We start from the raw sequence: 4,990 nt of genomic DNA, 5'->3' as shown, positions 1-4,990 counted from the left end.
AAGATGAAATTGGTACTCCTTTCTGTATCACTTATGACTTCGAGTCTGAAAACGATGGAATGGTAACTGTTCGTGATAGAGATACTATGGAACAAGTACGTATGCCTATTTCAGAACTTAAACAATATCTAACAGAAAAAACAAAATTCTAATATTAAAATACCGATAAGGATTAACCACTTATCGGTATTTTTGTCTTTAAAATTCAGTAAATCACTTTGTAAGTAAGCATCTACCATTCTGTGTGTAGCTTCTACTGAATCTAAATGTGTTCTTTCATATGAATGACTAGATTCAATTCCTGCCCCAAGAAAAGCATGTTTAACTTCAGCTCCAGCGCTCATAGCTGCAGAAGCATCACTACCGTAGTATGGATAAATGTCTAATTTATACCGAATTTCTTTCTTCCTATTAATACTATAAATAATACTATAAAAATCGTCGTAAATTGAAGAGGTAAATGTTAATTTAGTAAGATTTAAGTTCTAATAATAATTTGAAGTTACCATTAAAAGTACCAAAACATATTATCTTTATATTTTGAGCTCATGTTATCACCATAATTTCATGAAGGATTAACATCAATCAATACCTCATAAAAACCATTAAATAATTTTAATTAGGATAATGAACCTGTAATTATTATATTGAAAAATTAAAATCAACTTCAACCCTAAAAATTATTTAAAATATCAAAAAATCAGAGAGTCTAATTCGAGACTCTGACAACTAATAGTATTGAAAAAATTCAATGTTTTTAAAATTAAGTCCCTCAAAATACTAGTTTACTGGAAACTAAGTCTATATATGATTATTTTTATTCATTAATTTTTTTAATTCCTCTTCCAAAACCGCTTTCGTAGCACCATACTGAGCTAACCCATACTTAATAGTTAATTCCTGAGTCTTTGTTATTCCCTCATTCTTCCAAGTTTCAAGATTATTAGTAAGTTGTAAAATCTTTTTCTCTTTATTCATTATTTCATCTTTAAGTAAGCAGATCAGTTCTTTATTTGTTAGATTATCACCAAAAAATAACCTCATCAAAAAATCTGATTTATATGATTCTTCAATCAAATTAGATTCAAGATATTTTTGTAATTCTTTTTTACCACAAGTAGTGATTGTATATATATTTTTATTTGGTTTACCCGATTGCATTATAGTCTTTTTAGATACCAATCCTTCTTTCTCTAGTTTTTTTAATGTTGGGTAAATCATCCCATAAGTACCATCATAAAAGTATGATAATTGACTTTGAAAAATTTCTTTAATTTCATATCCTGTTCTTTCCTGGTTACTTAGAATACCAAGAATTACATCTCTTCCTTTCAAAGCTAGACCTCCTTAATCTTGTTATATTATAAAAAATATGTTACATTCATACAGCAAACGAGCTTAGCATGTTTAATATTTCAAATATTATTATTTCGATATCACGTAACACCAATAATTCCGAAAGATGGTTTTATTTAACAAAAAAGCTCCTTTATATAACGCTAATTTAAATTTCTCTAAAACTACTTTTTAATAAAAGTTTTAATTTTACAAGTATATTATTTTGATTTCGCAGTATAATCTTTCTATTAATTAAAATATTTTTACGAATTTTTTATATAATACTATAAAGAAATCAAAATAATCTTTGTTCACAATTAATTTTAAACTTTTATCATATTTCTAAAATATACTACAAATATCATAAAAAGTCAAAAAAAATAAAATATTCTAAAATTATAATAATTATTTTTGTAATATCTTAATTTATAATCTTCCTTATCCACCTAGTTTTCATAGCCCTGTTCAATTTCTTCTCATTTATCTTTTTAACCTGCTAATTTTTTTCATTTTTATTAATTTATTCTTTTTCAAAGTTTTCTTTGTTTATTAAAATTAAACTACTTTTTTGACAAATCATTCCTATTTAATTTTATCCGTTTAATACAAATATAGTATATAATTTAAGAAGTTTTTTTCCTAAAGTGATTTTAAAATTCTTTATATTTTATAGGTAATATATTTTGAAACCTCAAAATACTCAACTATATACCATAAAAATAATTATATTATAAAATAATCTACTTCAAAAATTTGAAGATAAAAAAGTACTAATAATATATAAATAATTACTCTTAATATATGAAATATTATAAATCAAATCAATATGTAATATTAAAAAATTATTTTTTGAAATTATTGTATATAGTTTTACAGCACTGCATTTTTTTTCATAATTAATTTAATTTTTTTTTAATTTAATTATAGATATTAATAAAAAGTTGATCATGTTATTGATAATTATTTCAACCTTATTAGTATTGGTAAATTAATTAGAAATAAACTCTCCAAAACTTTAGTTAATATATGTCGCTCTTGAAAACTAACATTATTTATTATAAAATAAATAGTTTCTAATTTTCAAATAATTTATTAATATATTTCTCATCTCCTCATTAAAAATCTTTATACAGAGTTTACAAATATTAATTATCCTCATTGTAACCTTATACTATTTCAAATTTAAAAAATTAGTTAAGAGTTATATTTTCGGAATTTATTAAATGTTATATTACCTTAATCTTAAAATAGATTTTTAATAATTCGTCTAAAAGGAAAAATTTTAAACTAGCAGAATTTCCAGTAAAATTAATCGATTTATTTATATTTTCCTATAGAATTATTGCAATTAAAATTTCATTTTAACAAATTAAATATTATTTAAAATTAAATTGTTGACTTATATCTATTTATTTAGTAATATATATATTAATAATATTAATGTTGTTAATATAAAGATAATAAATATAAAAAGGAGATTTTATATGAAAAATAAATTTATAATCACAGCCATGTGTATTAGTATTTTTCTTTGTATGTTAGATACTACCGTTATGAATATTGCTCTACCAACAATCCAAGATAATTTAAAAGCAGATCTTAATAATCTTCAATGGGCTTTAAATATATATACAATTATCTTCGCTTCATTGACAATCCCACTAAGTAGATTTGCTGAAAAATATGGTAAACACAGATTTTACTTAATTTCCTTAATCGTCTTCTCCATAGGGTCCCTAGTTTCTTCATGTAGCACTACTCTATCAAGTCTTATTGTAGGAAGGGCAATTCAGAGTGTGGGAGCTGCAGTTATATTCCCACTATCAATGACTATTGGTATTAATACAGTAAAATTGACTGAACGAAAAGGAGTAATTGCAGCTCTTGGTGTTACACAAGGCTTAGCCGCTGCTTTAGGTCCTACAATTGGCGGAATTTTAACACAATTTTTAGGTTGGCAATGGATTTTTCTAATTAATATTCCCTTTATGCTTACCTCTCTTCTGATATGTATTAAATGTTTAGATCTCAGGGAGAATAAAGAAAGTTTAAAAATTGACTTAATTGGTGCACTCCTTTCTATGGTTACTCTGTTCTCTCTAACTTTAGGTCTGGTTCAGGGACGTCTATGGGGATGGACTAGCCCAATTATTTTATTGTTATTAATTGGAGCTTGTATTCTTTCACTCCTATTTATTGTTTGGGAAAGACATTGTGATAATCCTATGGTCCCACTTGAGCTTTTTAAAAATAAAGAATTTTCAGGTTCTGCATTAGCAATTTTACTTAGTAATATTTTCTTAGTTGCAGTCACTGTTATACTTCCAACATACTTTACTAGAGTTCAGGGTAAATCAGAATTAGTTGCTGCATTGTTAGTTACTCCAATCACTGCAATGATTTTTATTTTTTCTCCACTAGCAGCTGTTCTCATTGATAAACTCGGTTCACGCTTTATCATTGCATTAGGATTTGTACTTATTACCGTCTCTTATATTCTATTCACACAAATCGATATGTCAAACATGGTACAGACAACAATTACTTGTTTAATATTGGGTAGTGGCTATGGAATTATCACTGGTCCAATTACAGTTTTAGCAGCATCAGATTTCACCGGCAATTTATTAACTGCATCTCAAAGTGTTGCCGGAGTATTGAGACAAATCGGTATTGTCTTAGCAGTTGCTATCTACGTTAGTGGGTTGTACTCAAATCTATCAATTTCTAAATCCGAATCTATAAACTATATAACTGAAGTTGTAAGCACAGTTGATGTATCTCCTTCAAAACAAAAAATTATCATCCAAAATGCTACTGACTCGTTAGAAAAGAATGAATCTAAAAAGTATTCGAACAATCATTATTCCGATAAGGAAACCAAAAAAATTATCGAGGAAAACTACAATAAGGTTATGTCTCAATATCCAAGCAATATCAGTGATATTCAAAAAGAGCAAATACATAACTCTGTAGAGAAATCTGTCAAATCAAAGTTAGATAAAATTAATGGTGAAATTAACAATGCTATAAACAAAATAAAAAAATATACTATTAATAGCTATACTAATGCTTTCACTAATCTTTATAAATATTCAATTGTATTTACAGCTCTATCTATATTTTCATTTTTATTTTTCCCTAGAAAAAATATATAGTTTTGTACTTACGAAATATAAAAATTTTTACTATAAACAAAAGTTTAAATACCTACAGAAAAATAATTACTAATAAAAATTTTTGATAGATTATTTTAGGAAAACTTTTATAAAACTATTTACCTTTATATTTAATCTGTTAATTCAAATATCGAGCTTAAATACTACTGTTTCATAGTAGCCGGCGTTTAAATATGCTGGCTTAAGCCTTGTTTAATTTTACTTGTTGTATACTATCTCTTTTCATTAAAGAAACTTTTATACTCTTTAGTACTTGATTGATTATAAATATTATACTGCTTTACTTTATCCTTAGTTGAATATAATTCTTGAGTACCATATTGTATCAAACCATCAGTAGGGGTTGACCGTGTTCTTTTAGCATTTTTATGTGATGCATACAACGAAGAAGAGGTTGGAGAAAATGATACTCGTACAGTTCTTAAATTCCACCCAGCTCTTGCTCCGTTTAAAGCAGCTATCTTACCACTTTC

Annotated in this window: 4 protein-coding genes and 1 pseudogene; 3 read left to right on the top strand and 2 right to left on the bottom strand. The window is 25.9% G+C overall.

What is annotated here, in order from left to right:
• Positions 1–152: His/Gly/Thr/Pro-type tRNA ligase C-terminal domain-containing protein (locus tag PNO30_RS07100; RefSeq protein WP_271987694.1), on the top strand; the 152-nt coding region annotated here is incomplete at its 5' end.
• On the opposite strand, the gene PNO30_RS07095 is transcribed toward PNO30_RS07100, so the two are convergent.
• Together PNO30_RS07095 and PNO30_RS07090 are read right to left on the bottom strand one after the other, a co-directional pair.
• Entirely contained in the window at positions 129–425 is a 297-nt protein-coding gene (locus PNO30_RS07095; protein WP_420319629.1) for a hypothetical protein, read from the bottom strand. The genes PNO30_RS07100 and PNO30_RS07095 overlap by 24 nt on opposite strands.
• A gap of 376 nt (positions 426–801) precedes the next feature.
• On the bottom strand, positions 802–1,335 hold the full coding sequence (locus PNO30_RS07090; protein WP_271965249.1) for a PadR family transcriptional regulator: 534 nt from the start codon (positions 1,333–1,335) through the stop codon (positions 802–804).
• A 1,487-nt stretch (positions 1,336–2,822) separates the two neighbouring features.
• On the opposite strand from PNO30_RS07090, the gene PNO30_RS07085 reads away from it, so the two are divergent.
• Both PNO30_RS07085 and PNO30_RS07080 read left to right on the top strand, forming a co-directional pair.
• Positions 2,823–4,496, top strand: a complete 1,674-nt coding sequence (locus PNO30_RS07085; protein ID WP_271987692.1) for an MFS transporter — start codon at positions 2,823–2,825, stop codon at positions 4,494–4,496.
• Positions 4,497–4,829: 333 nt separating this feature from the next.
• Positions 4,830–4,990, top strand: a pseudogene (locus tag PNO30_RS07080) (glycine--tRNA ligase); the annotation flags it as partial.

Origin of the sequence: Gemella haemolysans (genome assembly GCF_028308085.1) — a bacterium.
GTDB lineage: Bacteria > Bacillota > Bacilli > Staphylococcales > Gemellaceae > Gemella > Gemella haemolysans_D.
This window is presented reverse-complemented; position numbering and strand designations above follow the sequence as displayed.

What these genes read in the sequence shown, in the direction of transcription:
- PNO30_RS07085 (WP_271987692.1), top strand. Translation starts at nt 2,823, where the DNA reads ATGAAAAATAAATTTATAATCACAGCCATGTGTATTAGTATTTTTCTT.